12 protein-coding genes are annotated in these 14,794 nt (G+C 74.9%); 9 read left to right on the top strand and 3 right to left on the bottom strand.

The annotated features are described in order from the left end of the window. Nucleotides 1–85: 85 nt before the first annotated feature. Nucleotides 86–262, bottom strand: a complete 177-nt coding sequence (locus IF06_RS0101875) for a hypothetical protein (protein ID WP_225319553.1) — start codon at nt 260–262, stop codon at nt 86–88. 34 nt (nt 263–296) lie between these two features. Between IF06_RS0101875 and IF06_RS0101880 the strand changes: the two genes are divergently transcribed. Continuing rightward, nucleotides 297–1,529, top strand: coding sequence for an RNA-guided endonuclease InsQ/TnpB family protein (locus IF06_RS0101880; protein WP_145753481.1), 1,233 nt, complete (start codon nt 297–299; stop codon nt 1,527–1,529). Nucleotides 1,530–1,630: 101 nt separating this feature from the next. Then, nucleotides 1,631–1,798 carry a DUF1963 domain-containing protein gene (locus tag IF06_RS0101885; protein WP_225319552.1) on the top strand — a complete coding sequence of 56 codons (168 nt, stop codon included), beginning with the start codon at nt 1,631–1,633 and terminating at the stop codon, nt 1,796–1,798. A gap of 13 nt (nt 1,799–1,811) precedes the next feature. Here IF06_RS0101885 and IF06_RS0101890 read toward each other — a convergent pair whose 3' ends face one another. Then, nucleotides 1,812–3,137: an aminotransferase class V-fold PLP-dependent enzyme gene (locus tag IF06_RS0101890; protein WP_030268509.1), complete on the bottom strand. Its 1,326-nt coding sequence runs from the start codon at nt 3,135–3,137 to the stop codon at nt 1,812–1,814. Between the two features lie 140 nt (nt 3,138–3,277). On the opposite strand from IF06_RS0101890, the gene IF06_RS0101895 reads away from it, so the two are divergent. Further along, nucleotides 3,278–4,168, top strand: a complete 891-nt coding sequence (locus IF06_RS0101895) for an alpha/beta hydrolase family protein (protein ID WP_013286782.1) — start codon at nt 3,278–3,280, stop codon at nt 4,166–4,168. A gap of 93 nt (nt 4,169–4,261) precedes the next feature. Continuing rightward, nucleotides 4,262–6,979, top strand: coding sequence for a helix-turn-helix transcriptional regulator (locus tag IF06_RS0101900; protein ID WP_030268512.1), 2,718 nt, complete (start codon nt 4,262–4,264; stop codon nt 6,977–6,979). Between the two features lie 64 nt (nt 6,980–7,043). On the opposite strand, the gene IF06_RS0101905 is transcribed toward IF06_RS0101900, so the two are convergent. Further along, complete coding sequence (locus IF06_RS0101905) at nt 7,044–7,802, bottom strand: class I SAM-dependent methyltransferase (protein ID WP_030268514.1); 759 nt, start codon at nt 7,800–7,802, stop codon at nt 7,044–7,046. Nucleotides 7,803–7,983: 181 nt separating this feature from the next. Here IF06_RS0101905 and IF06_RS0101910 point away from each other — a divergent pair, with 181 nt between their 5' ends. The 5 genes from IF06_RS0101910 (at nt 7,984) to IF06_RS0101930 (ending at nt 14,778) form a co-directional block, all read left to right on the top strand. After that, nucleotides 7,984–10,263 carry an FAD-dependent oxidoreductase gene (locus IF06_RS0101910; protein ID WP_030268516.1) on the top strand — a complete coding sequence of 760 codons (2,280 nt, stop codon included), beginning with the start codon at nt 7,984–7,986 and terminating at the stop codon, nt 10,261–10,263. Then, nucleotides 10,260–10,580 (top strand): putative quinol monooxygenase, encoded by a 321-nt coding sequence (locus IF06_RS0101915; protein WP_013286778.1) that lies wholly within the window; start codon nt 10,260–10,262, stop codon nt 10,578–10,580. Before IF06_RS0101910 ends, IF06_RS0101915 begins: the two co-directional genes overlap by 4 nt. Then, a complete protein-coding gene (locus IF06_RS0101920) occupies nt 10,577–11,803 on the top strand; it encodes a cytochrome P450 family protein (protein ID WP_030268518.1) in 1,227 nt (408 codons plus the stop codon). Before IF06_RS0101915 ends, IF06_RS0101920 begins: the two co-directional genes overlap by 4 nt. A gap of 38 nt (nt 11,804–11,841) precedes the next feature. Beyond that, a complete protein-coding gene (locus IF06_RS0101925; protein ID WP_013286776.1) occupies nt 11,842–12,507 on the top strand; it encodes a TcmI family type II polyketide cyclase in 666 nt (221 codons plus the stop codon). Between the two features lie 120 nt (nt 12,508–12,627). Beyond that, nucleotides 12,628–14,778, top strand: a complete 2,151-nt coding sequence (locus IF06_RS0101930) for a sigma-70 family RNA polymerase sigma factor (RefSeq protein ID WP_030268520.1) — start codon at nt 12,628–12,630, stop codon at nt 14,776–14,778. Nucleotides 14,779–14,794: the final 16 nt, after the last annotated feature.

Raw genomic sequence — 14,794 nt, forward strand, 5'->3', positions numbered from 1 at the left:
CGGCTACCGAAGTGCGGGCCAGTGCTCCGGCCTTCAGGCCGGGGAAGGCCCGCGCTGGGAGGGCCGCCAAGGCCCGAGCAGTGCCTTAACCTCGCGCCCGCTCGTTCTGCTCGGCCACGGGGACCGGCACGATGGCAGCGATCCGGCGTCCGTGGTTGGTCACGTAAAGGGTCTTGCCGTAGACGGCGACGCCGTTGAGCGCTCCGGCGAGCGTCTTGCGCAGCTCGCGGACGCTGATCTCATTTTCGCGGGTGTCACTCATAGTCGCCATCGTAACCTTGTGTACACTTGTGTGTGTGCAGCTCCGGTACAACTACCGCGTGTACCCGACGCCTGGCCAGCAGATCGAGCTGGCGCGGGCGTTCGGGTGCGCGCGGGTTGTGTTCAACGACGGGCTGCGCCTGCGTCAGCAGGCCCGGGAGGCGGGGGAGAAGTACATCTCCGACGGGGAGCTGTCCCGGCGTCTGATCACCGAGGCGAAGGCGACGCCGGAACGCGCGTGGCTGGGAGAGGTTTCCACCGTGGTGTTGCAGCAGGCACTGGCGGACCTGAACACCGCGTACCGCAACTTCTTCAACTCGATCACGGGCAAGCGCAAGGGCCGCAAGGTCGCACCTCCCCGGTTCCGCTCCCGCAAGGACAACCGGCAGGCCATCCGCTTCACGAAGAACTCCCGGTTCAAGGTCCTCGACAACGACCGGCTGCGGTTGCCGAAGATCGGCGACCTCGCAGTCCGCTGGTCCCGGACGCTGCCCTCAGACCCGTCATCGGTGGCGATCATCCGGGATGCGGCCGGACGGTACTTCGCGTCGTTCGTCGTGCAGACGGGCGAGGACGAGGCGTTACCGCCGGTCGACTCCGAGGTCGGGATCGACCTGGGCCTGACCCACTTCGCGGTGCTCTCGGACGGCACGAAGGTGGCGGCGCCGACGTTCCTGCGCCGGGCCGCGCGCAAGCTCAAGCGGTTGCAACACGACCTGTCCCGCAAGCAGAAGGGCTCGGCCAACCGCAAGAAGGCCGTCGTCAAGGTCGCACGGGCGCACGCCCGGGTGGCCGACATGCGGCGGGACTGGCAGCACAAGCTGTCCACGGCGATCATCCGCGAGAACCAAGCGGTGTACGTCGAGGACCTGTGCGTCGTCGGTCTCGGCCGGACGCGGCTCGCGAAGTCCGTGCACGACGCGGGCTGGGCCAGCTTCACCGCCATGATGGAGTACAAGGCCGCCCGGTACGGACGCACCTTCGGCCGGGTGGATCGGTTCTTCCCGTCCACCCGCATGTGCTCCGACTGTGGCCGGATCAACGAGAAGATGGCGCTCAACGTCCGAGCGTGGGACTGCCCCTGCGGGGCAGCCCACGACCGGGACGTGAACGCCGCGAAGAACGTCAAGGCCGCCGGGCAGGCGGACTTCAACGCCCGTGGAGCGCACGTAAGACCGGGGCTCGTCCCGGCGGCGCGCAACGAAGCGGGAACCCACCCGGACGCCGCGTGTTCCACGCGCAGCGTGGAGGGAATCTCCGTCCCTTAGGGCGGAGAGGATGTCAAACCATCTCGGCGCAGGACCCGCCCGAGGTGATCATGATGGAGCGGGAGCGGCAGGCGAGGTCGCTACCCCGCCAGGAGCAGATGGTGGCTCTGTACGAGGAGGAGCAGCGGGTGATGCGCGAGTGGGTGCCACTGGCCCAGTTCGGCGTACCGGACGAGGAGTACGTCAACGCGCGGTTCCTGATCCGCCACGACGACCTCGCCGCCCGGCGGTTCGACAGGGTGCTGTCCTTCTGCGAGTTCACCGAGTGACAGCCGGAGCGGCTCAGACCAGCGTGCGGACCGCCCGCAGCGCCGCCTCCACGTCCTGCTCGCCGTTCGCGATCGTCGCGCCGAAGCGCAGGTACGACGGCCGGTAGGGCGTGCTGCTGGCGATCACGCCGGCCGACCGCAGCCGGTCCACCGCCCGGTCCGCCGGCACGCCCGGCACCTCGCAGCAGACCACCCCGGCGGACAGGTCGGCGTCGCGCGGCGTGACCAGCCGGACGCCCCGGATCCCGGCCAGCCCCTCCTTGAGGAGGTCCGCGAGTTCCCGGGTGCGCCCGGCGACCCGGGCCGGGCCGATGCGCCGGTGGAACGCGAACGCGTCGGCGAGCGCCCAGCGGTGCTCGAAGCTGTGGTAGCCGCCGGGCGTGTGCGCCGGGCCCGGTGGCACGGGCTGCCCACCCGTGCCGCCGGCGAGCCAGCGACCGATGCCGCGCCTGTCGAAGCTGGGGATCACCGGCGTCATCCGGGCCCACGCCCGCTCGGCGGCCCAGACCAGGCCGGTGCCGCGCGGCCCGAGCAGCCACTTGTGGCAGCCGGAGACGAGCACGTCGCAGCCGAGCTGCTCCGGTGTGGACGCGTCGGCGCCGAACCCGTGCACCGCGTCGAGGCAGAGCAACGCCTCCGGGCTGCGCTCGCGGACCGCCTCGGCCAGCCGGCGTACCGGCAGCTTCACGCCGGTGCTGGAGTGCACCCAGGTCAGCGCCACCACCCGGGTACGCGGCGTGAGCGCCGCGGTCAGTCCCGCGACCATCTCGTCCGCCCCGGCCGTGGCCGCGTCGCGGTAGAGGCGGGCCCGGCGTACTGTCACCCCGTCGCGTTCGGCGCGCAGCCGCAGCGCCTCGTGGGTGGCGTAGAAGTCGTGCTCGGTGGTCAGCACCTCCTCGCCCGGTCGCAGTCGGATCGCGCTGTAGACCAGGCCGAGGCCCATGGTCGTGGAGTCGGTGAGCGCGATGTGGTCCGAGCGGGCGCCGAGGTGCCCGGCCGCCGCGGCGAGCACCGCCCGGTCCAGCCGTTCCTCGTTCGCGGCCAGGTAGCCGGAGGCGTCCCGGTCGAGGCCGGCGCGGTGGGTGGCCACGGCGGCCCGTACCGGGGCCGGGTGCGGGGCGAAGACGAACGTGGCCAGGTGCGCCCGGGAGCGGTCGAGCGCGAACTGGGCGCGGACGCTGTCCCAACTGGCCGGATCCAGGGCGGGCGCGTCGTCGGACACCGCGGTCCCGGCCGCCGGGCGGTCCGGGTCGCAGCCGGTGGCCAGGCCGGTGACGCCCGCCGCCGCTGTGGCGCCGAGCAGGTGCCGCCGGGTCAGGCGCCGTCGGGTCGGATGCATGGGGTCAATCGTCCGCCGTGCATGTCACGGCCGGGTCACCGTCGGTGCCGGGGGACCGGTGATTTCACCGATGCGCGTCGGCGGTCCGGGCGCGGATGCTGACGCATGTCGATGTAATTCCGGCGCAAGGAGTGACCGACGTGCCCACCACCATCCGTTCCCGTACCTCCGTCCGTGCCCTGGCCCGCCTCGCCGTGGCCGCACTGCTCGCCACCGGCGGCGCCCTCGCCGTCCCGGTCGCCGCGAACGCGGCCAGCCCCTACGAGCGCGGCCCGGCGCCCACGAACGCCATCCTGGAGGCCAGTCGCGGGCCGTTCGCCACCTCCTCGATCAACGTCTCCTCGTTGAGCGTCACCGGCTTCGGCGGCGGCGTCATCTACTACCCGACCAGCACCGCCGAGGGCACCTTCGGCGCGGTCGCCATCTCGCCCGGCTACACCGCCTCGTGGTCCAGCCTGAGCTGGCTGGGGCCGCGGATCGCCTCGCACGGCTTCGTGGTGATCGGCATCGAGACCAATACGCGGCTGGACCAGCCGGACAGCCGGGGCCGCCAGCTCCTGGCCGCGCTGGACTACCTGACCCAGCGCAGCTCGGTCCGGGGCCGGATCGACTCCTCCCGGCTGGCAGTGGCCGGGCACTCGATGGGTGGTGGCGGCAGCCTGGAGGCCGCGGCGGCCCGGCCGTCGTTGCAGGCCGCCGTCCCGCTCGCGCCGTGGAACCTGGACAAGACCTGGTCCGACGTACGGGTGCCGACGCTCATCATCGGCGGCGAGAGCGACAGCGTGGCACCGGTGGCGAGCCACTCGATCCCGTTCTACAACAGCATCCCGGCGTCCTCGGAGAAGGCGTACCTGGAGCTGAACGGCGCGAGCCACTTCTTCCCGCAGACCGTGAACACGCCGACGGCGAAGCAGACGGTCGCGTGGCTGAAGCGGTTCGTCGACGACGACACCCGCTACGAGCAGTTCCTCTGCCCCGGTCCGACCGGGTCGGCGATCGAGGAGTACCGCAACACCTGCCCCAGCTCCTGATCCCCTCCGCTCCCGGGGTGGTCGCCACGGCGGCCACCCCGGGAGCGTGTCCGCCTCTTTTCCGACGGGTTGCCCATCTGTGACACTGCATGCATGGTTTCTGCATCGACAGTGCATATAGCCTTGCGGGGCCGGGACGACGAGTGCGACGCGATCCGCCGGCTCCTCGACCGCGACGACGGCGGCGCCCTGCTGTTCCACGGGCCGCCCGGCTCCGGGCGCAGCGCGCTGCTGGCGTACGCCCGCAGGTGGGCCGGGCAGCGCGCGGTGCTCGCCGGCGGCGGCCTGGCCGACGAGGCGACACTGCCCTACGCCGGGCTGCACCGCCTGCTCGACCCGGTGCTGGACGCGGACACCGCACTCCCGGTGCGGCAACGCCGGCTGCTGCGCCGGGCGCTGGGCGGCGACGGGTGCCCGGCCGAGCAGCGGCTGGCCCTGGCCGCGGCGGTGCGCTCCCTGCTCGCCGCCGTAGCCGCGGACCGGCCGATGCTGTGCACGGTGGACGACCTCGACACCGGCGATCCGCAGAGCGCCTGGACGCTCGCCGTGGTGGCGCGCCGGCTGCGCCGGCTGCCGGTGGCGATGCTGCTGACCGCGACCGCACCGGCCACCGTCGACGGCGTACCCGCTCACCGGCTGCGCCCGCTGGACGCCCACGAGTGCCACGCGATGCTCGCCGGGCTCCGCGAGCGGCCGCCCGCGCCGGTCGCCGCCGCACTGGCCGCGCTCAGCCGGGGCAGCCCGGCGGCGCTGACCGACCTGGCCGGCACGCTCACCCCCGCCCAGTGGCGGGGCGAGGCGCCGCTGCCCGACGCGCCGCCCGTGGACGGCGCGCTCGCCGCCGCGTACCGGGCCCGCCTGGACCGGCTGCCGGTCCCGACCCGGCGGATGGTGCTGCTCGCCGCGCTCGACCCCGGCGACGACCCGGGCACCCTGGTCCGCGCCGCGTGGGCGGCCGGGCTGACGGTCGAGGCGCTCGCTCCCGCCGAGGCCGCCGGACTGCTGCGCACCGGGCCCGGCGGGGTGACGTTCCCGCACCCGCTCGCCCGCACGATGATCACCGCCGTCGCGCCGCTCGCCGACCTGCGCGCGGCGCACCTGCTGCTGGCCGGCACGCTCGCCGAGGGCACGCTGGGCCGGGCGCTGCGCCACGCCACCGCCGCCGACTGTCCCTCCGACGTGCTCGCCGCCGAGCTGAGCGCGGCTGTCGACGAGGTGCCGGACCGCGCCGCCGCGGCGGTCGTGCTGCGCCGCGCCGCCGAACTGAGCCCCGACCCCGGCCGCGCCGCCGAACTGACAGTCGCGGCCGCGCGGTGCGCCTGGACAGCAGGCGACCCGGACCAGGCCCGAGGGCTGCTGCGACGCCTGCCCGCCGCGTCGCCCGTCGAGGGCCGGGCCGACCTGCTCCGCGGCGACATGCAGCTGCGCTGCGACGCGCCCGCCGCCGCGGTCGTCACGCTGCTGGCCGCCGCCGACGCGGTCGCGCCGGCCGACCGGCGGGCCGCGCTGCTGGCGCTGGTCCGGGCCGGCGAGGCCATCTGCGTCACCGGCGACCAGTACCGGTACGCCGAGGTGGCCCGCCGGGCCGAGGCGCTGCGGCGGCCCGGCGACCCGCCCGAGCTCGACCTGCTGGCCACGTTCGCCTCGGGCGTCGGGGCGACGCTGCGCGGCGACCACGCGCGCGGCGGCCCGGCGCTGCGCCGGGTCGTCGTCCTCGGCGGCCGGCTGACCGGGCCCGCGCTCACCCCCGGCGCGCTCGTCTGCGCCGCCGCGGCCGCACTGCTGGTCGCAGTGGACGGTCCCGCGCACCGGCTCGCCGGCCGGGCGGCCGAGGCGGCCCGCTCACGCGGCGAGCTGTCCCTGCTGCCCCGGGCGCTGGAGCTGCGGGCGGTCGCCGAGTACTGGCTGGGCCGGCACGAGGCCGCGGCGGAGACCGCCCGCGAGGGCGTGCGCGCGGCCCGCGCCACGGGCCAGCACGTGTGCGCCCAGGTGCACCTCGGCATCCTCGCCGTGCTGGCCGCGGTCCGCGCCGACCGGGACGCCGCGCTGGCCCGGATCGCCGAGATCGGTGACGGGGCCGCGCCGGGGAGCCGGCCGGACGCCTACGCCCGCTGGGCGCTCGGCGTGCTGGACCTGATCGACGGCCGGTACGCCGACGCGGTGGCCCGGCTGTCCGCGCTGGCCCGTACCCGCACCGGCCGGGGGCAGGTGCTGGTCCAGGTGATGGCCACGCCGTACCTCGTGGAGGCCGCCGCCCACGACGGCGGGCGGCCGGCCGCCGCGCTCGCCGTGTTCGACCACTGGGCCAGCAGTACGGCGAGCCCGTCGCGGCGGGCGCTCGCCGCGCGCTGCCGGGCGCTGCTCGCGCCGCGCGGCGGTCCGGAGGCCGAACGGGAGTTCCACACGGCGCTGCGGCTGCACCCGGCCGACACCGACCGGTTCGAGCGCGCCCGCACCGAGCTGCTGTTCGGCCGCGAGCTGCGCCGCCGGCGCCGGCCGCGGGACGCCCGCGCGCACCTGCACCGGGCCCGGGAGGCGTTCACCCTGCTCGGCGCCGCCGTCTGGGCCGACCGGGCGGGGGAGGAGCTGCGCGCGGCGGGGGAGTCGGTCGGGCCGGTGCGGCACGGCCCGGAGCAGTTGCTGACCGGGCAGCAACTGCACATCGCCCGGCTGGTCGCGGAAGGGGCGACCAACCGGGAGATCGCCACCCGCATGTGCCTGTCCACCCGGACCGTCGACCACCACCTGCGCAACGTCTTCCACCGGCTGGGCGTCCGCTCGCGTACCGAACTGGCCCGACTGCTGTCCTGACCGCCCGCCGCCCTCGGGCGCCCGCGCGGCGTCGGTCGCCGCCGAGCCGGCTGCGCCGCCGGGGTCAGCGCAGTGCGGCCACCGCGGCGTCCGCGCCGCCGCGCCAGAGCACGCCGGCCTCGGTGAAGCCCGCCGCGCGCAGCGCGTCCAGGTGCCAGGTCGCGGGCGGGTTCCACTCCGGGCTGTGCCCGGTCGGGTAGATCTGCCGCCGCTTCTCCACCAGCGGCCCGAGCACCGGATCGTCGGCTGCCTGCTCCCACCAGTCCGACCAGGACAGCGCCGCGCCCGCGCGGTGCCGGGCCGCCCGCTGCTCGCCGGCCCGCGTGTGCAGTCGGCCGGTCAGCGTCGGCATCCCCTCGTCGGGCATGTGGTCGGCGTTGACGAACACCCCGCCGGGGCGCAGCACGTCGCGGATCTCGCCGTACAACCGCGCGAGGCGCGGACCGTCGAGCCAGTGCAGGGCGGTCGCGGTGAGCACGGCGTCGTAGTCGCGGTGCGGCAGCGCGGCGGCCCAGTCGGGCCGGTTGAGGTCGGCGGTCACCACAGTGGCCCGCCCGGCCAGCGCCGCCTCGGCGAGTGTGAGCAGCACCGGGTCGAGGTCGAGCACCGTCACCTCGGCGTCCGGCCGGCGGGCCAGCGTCCGCAGGCTGATCGATCCGGTGCCGCCCGCGAGGTCGAGGACGCGTGGCGGCCGGTCGCCGGCGACCGCCTCGACGGCGTCGAGCATCGCCGCGAAGCGGTGCTCCCGGTCGGGCAGGTACGCCTCCTGCTGCCGGTCCCAGCTCTCCTGCCAGGCCCGCACGTCCAAATCGTAAGGAGTCATGCCGCTCACGATAGTTACCGCCGGTGGACCTGTCGAGGCTTGTTGCCAAAGTTTTGCAATAAGCGCCGCCGTCCCGGCGGCGTCACCGGGACCGGACGTGCGGCGGGTCGACGGTGACGAGCGGGTGACGCGCGCTGCGGCAGGGTCGCGGCACGACGACGGCACCGTTCGAGGGGGCTGCATGATCAGGACGATGCTCCGGCTGCGCGCGCGCACCGGCTGCGAGCCCGCGGTCGGGCCGGCCTTCGAGACGGTCGCCGGGCAGCTCGGCGCGCTGGTCGGCAACCTGCGGCACGAGCTGCTGCGCGACGCCCTCGACCCGCGCGGCTTCGTCGTCGTCACCGAGTGGGCCGACGAGGCGGCGCTGCGCGCGTACCGGCGGGGGCCGGTGGCGGCCCGCCTGGCCGACCTGCTCCGGCCGCTGACCGAGCCGGACGGCGACCCCGGCTACCCGCTGATGCGCGAGACCGGGGACGGGACGGGTCCGGTCTACGTGGACGTCGAACTGACAGTGCCGCTCGACCGGCTCGCCGAGTTCCACAGCGGCTACCCCGAGGTGGTCCGGCGGATGGCGGCGATACCCGGCTACCGCCGCGAACAACTGCTGCGGGAGCCCGGCTCGGACATCCACCACATCTTCGCCGAGTGGGACGGCGCCGCGCCGTTCCTCGCCTGGATCGGCGACCCGGCCCACGCCTCGGCGCAGGCCGGGCCGATCGCGCCGTTCCTTCTCGACATCCGGCGCCGGCTGTTCCACGTCGTGCCCGACGCGGACGGCCGCCGACAACCCACCACGGGCTGGGAGGCCGACGTGCACAGGACAACAGACGTACTCGTCGTCGGGGCGGGGCCCACCGGGCTGACCGCCGCCGTCGAACTGGCCCGGCGGGGCATCGACTGCCTGGTGATCGACAAGCAGGCCACCCCGCCCGGCCACGCCGACAAGGCGATCGGTGTGCACTGCCGCACCATGGAGATCTGGGAGGAGCAGGGCGTCGTCCGCGAGGCCATGGACGCCGGCATCTGGCTCACCGGCAACACGGTCTTCGTCAACGGCGAGCAGACCCACCGGATGAGCTGGGAACTGCCCGGCCTGCCGTACGCCCACCTCGGCCTGCCGCAGTACGAGACCGAGCGGATCCTCACCGCCCGGCTGGCCACGCTCGGGGTCCGCCCGCAGCGCGGTGCCGAACTCGTCGACTTCACCCAGGACGCCGACGGCGTGACCGCCACAGTCCGCACCGCCGACGGCGGCACCGAGACGGTACGCGCGGCGTACCTGGTCGGCGCCGACGGCGCGCACAGCCGGGTACGGGAGCGGCTCGGGCTCACCTTCACCGGCGGGCTCGGCCGGTTCCCGCAACTGTTCATGCTGGTGGACGTCGACGTGGACTGGGACATGCCGGACGGGCACCTGCTGCGGTTCCTGCACATGACCGACGGGCAGATGGACGGGATGCTCGTCTGCGTACCGCTGCGCGGCGAGCACCGCTACCGCATCGCCACCCTCGCCCCGCCCCGGTTCTTCGCCCAGACCGGCGGACGGGACGCCCCGCCCGGGTTCAGCGAGGAACTCGACGAACCGACGATCGAGGACGTGCAGGCCGCGCTGGACCGCCTGGCGCCGCCCGGCACCCGGGCGAGCAACCTGCGCTGGTCGTCGGTGTTCCGGATCAGCCACGGCATCGTCGACCGCTACCGCGACGGTCGCGTGTTCGTCGCCGGGGACGCCGCCCACCTGCACCCGCCGGCCGGCGGCCAGGGCATGAACACCGGCATCCAGGACACCTGGAACCTCGCCTGGAAGCTGGCCCTGGCGGTACGCGGGCTCGCCGCGCCCGGCCTGCTCGACAGCTACGAGACCGAGCGGCGGCCGGAGGGCGAGGAGATCGTCGGCCGGGCGGTACGGATGGCCGGCACCGAGGAGGTGGACCGCGCCGACCTGGAACGGCAGTTCCTCCAGGAGATGTCCATGCTGCTCAGCTACGCCGGCAGCCCGCTGGTCGGGGAGACCGTCGCCGACCCGGCCGCGCTCGGTGACGCGCCCCGCCCCGGCGACATCGCGCCCGACGTCGACGGGCTGCGCCGGCGCGGCGTCGGCCACCCGCTGCGGCTGCGCGACCTGACCCGGGGCACCCGGCACACGCTGCTGCTCTACGCCGACCGCACGGCCGACGCGGGGCAGTTGGCCGCGTTCACCGGCCTGTGCGCCGACGCGCGCCGGCTCGCCGGCGGGGAGGTCGAGGCGTACCTGCTGCTCGACCCGGACGCCGACGAACCGCGACTGCTCGACCCGCCCGTGGTGCGCGACGCCGAGCGCCGCTTCCGCGCCGCGTACGGGCTGGACGGCACCGGCCTGTACCTGATCCGCCCGGACGGGCACATCGGGTTCCGGGGCGCGCCGGTCGACCCCGACGCGCTGCGCAAGCACCTGCACCTGGTGTTCGGGAGCGCCCGGTGAGCCGGGTCCGGACCGTGCTGTCGATGCGGACCCGGGAGGGCTGCGAGGAGCGCTTCGAGGCGGAGTGGCTCACCGCCGCCGAACAGATCCGCACCCTGGACGGCTGCCTGCACCAGGACCTGGTCCGCGACGCCGACGACCCGCGCAGCTATCTGATCATCAGCGACTGGGCGGACCGCGAGCGGCTCGACGCGTTCGGGCGCAGCTCGCACCGGGACCGGCTGCTGAGCATCATCCGTGAGCTGCGGGAGTCCGCCGACCGGCACACCTACCAGGTGCTGCACAGCGTGACCGGCGAGCCGGGGGAGGGGCGATGACCGACGACGTGGTGCCGGCGAGCGAGCTCTACACCGACGCGTTCGCTGCCGACCCGTACCCCACCCTGGCCCGGCTGCGCGCCGAGCGGCCGGTCTGCCCGGTCGGCTCGCCGCGCTTCGACTCGTGGCTCATCACCCGCTTCGACGACGCCCGCACCGCGCTGACCGACCCGCGCCTGTCCAAGGACCTGTACGGACCGGAGCAGCACTACCTGAAGATCTTCGGCCCGAACTCCGAGGGTCTGAACCGCAACATGCTCAACTCCGACCCGCCGGAGCACACCCGGCTGCGCCGGGTGGTGTCGCAGGCGTTCGCGCCCCGGCGGATCGAGGCGCTGCGCCCCCGGGTGGCGTCGATCGTCGACCAGCTCATCGACAAGATGGCGCCGCACGGCGAGGCGGACCTGATGCACGACTTCGCCATCCCGCTGCCGATGACAGTCATCTGCGAACTGCTCGGCGTGCCGCCCGCCGACCACGGCCGGGTGCTCGACTGGACCCAGGTCATCCGCACCTCCGGCTCCACCAGCCGGCCCCCCGCCGAGGAGCGGGCGGCGGTGCAGGAGGCCCAGCTCCGGCTGCACCACTACCTGGCCGGGCTGGTCCGCGCCAAACGCGACGACCCGGCCGACGACATCATCGGCGCGCTGATCAAGGCGGTCGACCAGGACGGGACGCTGTCCGAGGCGGAACTGGTCACCACCACGTTCCTGCTGCTGTTCGCCGGGCACCAGACCACCGCCGACTTCCTCGGCAACGCCGTACTGGCCCTGCTGACCCACCCCGAGCAGATGGAACTGCTGCGCGCCACGCCGCGTCTGCTGCCCGCCGCGATCGAGGAGCTGTTGCGCTTCGACGGGCCGCTGCCCGTGGCCAGCCCGCGCATCGCCACCGAGGACGTCGACTACCAGGACGTACGCATCCCGCGCGGCGCGATCGTCGGGGTGGCGATCAACGCGGCCAACCACGACCCGGCGCACTTCGCCGACCCGGACCGGCTGGACCTGCGCCGGGTGCGGGGCCCGCACCTCGGGTTCGGTCACGGCGTCCACTACTGCCTGGGCGTCTCGCTGGCCCGGATGGAGGCCGAACTCGCGCTCGGCGCGCTGCTGCGCCGGCTGCCCGGACTGCGTCTCGGCGTGCCGCTGGCCGAGGTGCGCCGGCTCCCCGCCGCCTCGCCGTTCCGCGGCCTGCTGGAACTGCCTGTCACCTTCACCGCGTGACGGCGCCGCCGTCCGAACCCACCCACCAAGGAGCAGTCATGGTCTTCCGCAACGTGATCGTCTGTCACATGGTCCCCGGCAGCGAGCAGATCGTCGGCGGCGTGTTCGGCCACTACGACCAGGCCACCCGGCCGCAGGATCTGGGCGTCATCGGCCGGTACCTGCTGTCGCACCACGACCTCTACATCCACGTGATCGAGCGGGAGCAGGACCCGCGGATCTCCGGGCAGACCCGCGGCCTGCCCGCCTTCCAGAAGATCGCCGAGGAGATCGGCCCGTACGTCACGCCCTACCCGCGCTACTGGAAGAACCCGTCGGACTCGGTGGCGAAGGAGTTCTACCACTGGGCGCCCGAGGGCGAGCCGCCAGCCGACACCACGCTCACCGTGATCGTCGGGCGGATCAAGCCGGGCGCCGAGCCGGACGTGGCACGGGTCTTCGCCGAGTCCGACGCCGGGTCGCTCCCGGCCGACCTCGGGGTCACCGGGCGCTGGCTCTACTCGATCGACGACGTCTACGTGCACCTGCTCGAACAGGAGTCGTCGGCGGCCGAGGCCACCCGGGACCAGCACGGCGACAAGCCCGCGTTCGGCAAGGTGATGCAGGATCTGGGCCCGTACATCGAGCCGTACCGGCCGGACCGGTGGCAGGGCCCGCAGGACTCGGTGGCCACCGTCTTCTACCGCTGGCAGGCCCAGGACTGAGCGCCCCGGACGCGACCACGAGCGGGGTTTACAACCCCGTGACCCTGTGCCAGCCTCGTGGGCGCGCTCCCACGATCGCCGGCGGTGGCACGTCTCCCGGGAGCCGGAGGGCGGTGCGCCGTGACGGCGGCGGTGGACGTCGAACTGGTGACGGCGGCACGCCAGGGTGACCGGGCCGCGCTCACCGCGCTTCTCGCCGCCCATCTGCCGCTGGTGTACAACGTGGTCGGACGCGCGCTGGCCGGGCACGCCGATGTCGACGACGTGGTGCAGGAGGTCATGCTCCGCGTCGTCGAGCGGCTGCCCACGCTGCGCGAGCCGGACCGGTTCCGCGCCTGGCTGGTCACCATCGCCATCCGCCAGGTCCGCGAACACGCCCGCCGCCGGGCCGGGGCCCGCCAGGTGCCGCTGGATCCGTACGCGGAGGTGCCGGATCCGGACGCGGACACCGCGGGCGCGGCCCTGTCCGAGGTGGACCGGGACGCCCGGCGACGGGACGTGCTCTCCGCGGTCGCCTGGCTCGACGCCGACGACCGTGAGGTGCTCGCGCTGTGGTGGCGGGAGCTGGACGGGGAGCTGACCCGCGGCGACGTGGGCGAGGCACTCGGGGTCGGCGCCTCCCACGCGGCGGTCCGGATCCAGCGGATGCGCTCCCGGCTCGCGCAGGCGTACACCGTCCTGGCCGCGTGGCGGGCCCGGCCGCGCTGCCCCGGCCTGGCCGTCGCCGCCCGGGCGTGGGACGGCACGCTCGTGCCGCTGTGGCGCAAACGGCTGAGCCGGCATGTCCTGGCCTGCCCGGCCTGCCTCGCCGCGGGCGGACGCCGCGGCACGCCGGAGCAGATCCTGCCCGGCCTGGCCGGGTTGGCGGTGCCGGCCGGCCTGGCCGCCGGACTGCGCGCGGCGCTCGAAGCGCAACCGGCGGTGGTGGCGGTCCCGCCCGTGGCGCCGGCCGCGGTGGGCGGCCTGCGGCGGGCGTTGTCGTCGAAGGCGGCGGTCGCCGCCGGCACGGTCGCGGTCCTGGCCGTCACCGCGCTCACCCTTGCCGTGCGCCACGAGCCGGACGGCCGGGACGGTGTGGTGGCCGCCGCGCCGACGCTCCCGGTCCGGGGCGGGCCGTCGGCCGCCGCAACGCCGTCCGCCGCCCCGTCCGCCGTCCCGTCGCCGCGTCCGTCGCGTGCGCTCACCGGCGTGACCGACGCCGACATCGTCGTCGCCCCGGACGGCAGCGACGACGGCGACGGCAGCCTCCGCCGTCCGTACGCCACGCTGAACCGGGCGGCCGAGGTGGTCCGGCCCGGCCAGACCATCGCCCTGCGCGGTGGCACGTACCGGATGACCGAGCCGGTGACCATCGGTACGGACGGCACGGCGGACCGGCGCATCGTGCTCAGCGCGTACCGGGGCGAGCGGCCGGTGCTCGACGCCGCCGCGGTGCCCGCGGACGCCTGGGCCGTCACCCAGCGGACCGCCTGGTGGACCGTGCAGGACATCGAGGTACGCGGCTCCCGCAGCCACGCCTGGGTCTGCCGGGCCTGCTCCCACACCGTGTTCCGTCGCCTGTCCGTGCACGACAACGCCCGTTCCGGCCTGACGCTGCGCGACCCGGGCACAGTGGGCAACCAGGTGCTCGACAGCGACTTCTTCCGCAGCTACGACCCGGCGGACCCGGGCGGCGCCGGCGTGGGGCTCGCGGTCAAGTTCGGCGACGGCGCGGGCAACGTGCTGCGCGGCAACCGGACCTTCCACAACGCCGACGACGGCATCGACCTCGGCGGCTTCGCCGACCCGGTCACCGTGGAGCGGAACTGGTCCTACGGCAACGGGCAGAACCGGTGGGGCGTGACCGGCTGGGACAGCAACGGGTACGGCTTCTCGCTCGGCGGCGGGGAACCGGTCCCGGCCGGTCACCGGGTGCGGGACAACGCCGCCTGGGGCAACCGGGGACACGGATTCGGTGTGGAGGCCAACGCCGGCCGGATCGACCTCACCGGCAACACCGCGTTCCGCAACGGTGGCGCTGGCTTCGACCTGACCGGCGCCGGCGGCACGGCCCGGTGGAACCTGGCCCTGGACAACCGGACGCCGGCCCGGGGCGGTGAGCGCGTCGCCGCCACCGGAAACTCGTGGGACGACGACGGCTGGAGCGCCGCCCGGCTGCGGTCCACCGATCCGCGGACGGCCGAGGGGCCCCGGCGCGCCGACGGGAGGTTGCCGTCCACCGGCTACCTGGGCACCGGCACCCGGGTCGGCGCCGACCTGACAGCCCGCTGAGGCGCCCGGCGGAAAA

It is taken from the genome of Micromonospora globosa, assembly GCF_000717585.1.
GTDB lineage: Bacteria > Actinomycetota > Actinomycetes > Mycobacteriales > Micromonosporaceae > Micromonospora > Micromonospora aurantiaca.